Raw genomic sequence first — 1,227 nt, 5'->3', positions numbered from 1 at the left:
CACCCCGTCTGGCAGGACGTGCCCGAACCGCTGCTCGTGGTGCGGGGCGCGGCGCCCGTGCCGGTCACCCACCTGGACTGGAGCGACGTCGCGGAGACCGCACGCGAGGCCCGGCTGCGGGACCTGCTGCGCGAGGAGCGCGAACGCGGCATCGACCTCGCCCGCGCCCCGCTGCAGCGGCTGACGCTGGCCCGGCTGGGCGACGACAGCGTGCGCGTGGTGTGGTCCTTCCACCACATGGTGCTCGACGGCTGGAGCCTCTTCCACGTGCTGTCGGACGTGTTCGCCTGCGTCGCCGACCCGGACACCGCGGCGCTGCCCGTCCGCCGGCCGTTCCGTGACTACGTGGCCTGGCTGGGCGACCGCGACCGCGAGGAGGCCGAACGGCACTGGCGGGAGCGGCTGGCCTCCCTCGACGAGCCCACCCCGCTGCCCTACGACCGCGAGCCGCGCGAGAGCCACCGCGCCGAGTCCCGCGAGACGGTGCGCGCCGTGCTGCCCGCCGTCACCACCCGCGCGCTCCGGGAACGCGCGAAGGAGGCCGGACTGACCCTCGGCACCCTGGTGCAGGGCGCGTGGGCACTCCTGCTGAGCCGTCACGCGGGCCGTGACGAGGTCGTCCTCGGCACCACCGTCTCCGGCCGCCCGCCCGAGCTGGACGGCGCCGAGGCCATGACCGGCCTGTTCATCGCCACCCTGCCCACCCGCGTCACGGTGCCCCGCGCGGGCACGCTGGCGCAGTGGCTGCGCCGCCTCCAGCAGGAGCAGGGCGAGGACCGGCGGCACGGCTCCGTACCCCTCACCCGCATGAAGGCGTTCACCGGACTCCCGGAGCGCGCCGGCCTGTTCGACAGCATCGTCGTCTTCGAGAACTACCCGGTGGACGACGGCCTGGCCGCCGCCCACGGACTGCGGCTGAGCGGACTCGAAGGCGTCGAGACCACCAACTACCCGCTGAGCCTGGTCGTCGAGCCGGGACCCGAACTCGCCCTGAGCCTCGGCTACGACCCCGAACTGTTCGACGCCTCCACGGCCGAACGGCTGACCGGGCACCTCACCGTCCTCCTCCAGGGCATGGCCGACGACCTCGACCGCGCCCCCCGCCGCCTGCCCCTGCTCACGCCCGCGGGCCGCGAACGGGCGGTCCGCGCCGGGAACGGCGCCGTCACCGGCGCGCCCGTGACCACGACCGCCGGACTGTTCGCCGGGTGGGTACGCAGGACGCCC

General features: G+C 75.3%; 1 protein-coding gene. It reads left to right on the top strand.

The genetic code is table 11. The features are described from left to right. A partial coding sequence (locus tag HW445_RS31635; protein ID WP_257231427.1) for a condensation domain-containing protein occupies positions 1–1,227 on the top strand: 1,227 nt, incomplete at both ends.

Origin of the sequence: Streptomyces sp. UH6, from assembly GCF_013421635.1 — a bacterium.
In the GTDB taxonomy this organism is placed as follows: domain Bacteria; phylum Actinomycetota; class Actinomycetes; order Streptomycetales; family Streptomycetaceae; genus Streptomyces; species Streptomyces abyssomicinicus.
This window is presented reverse-complemented; position numbering and strand designations above follow the sequence as displayed.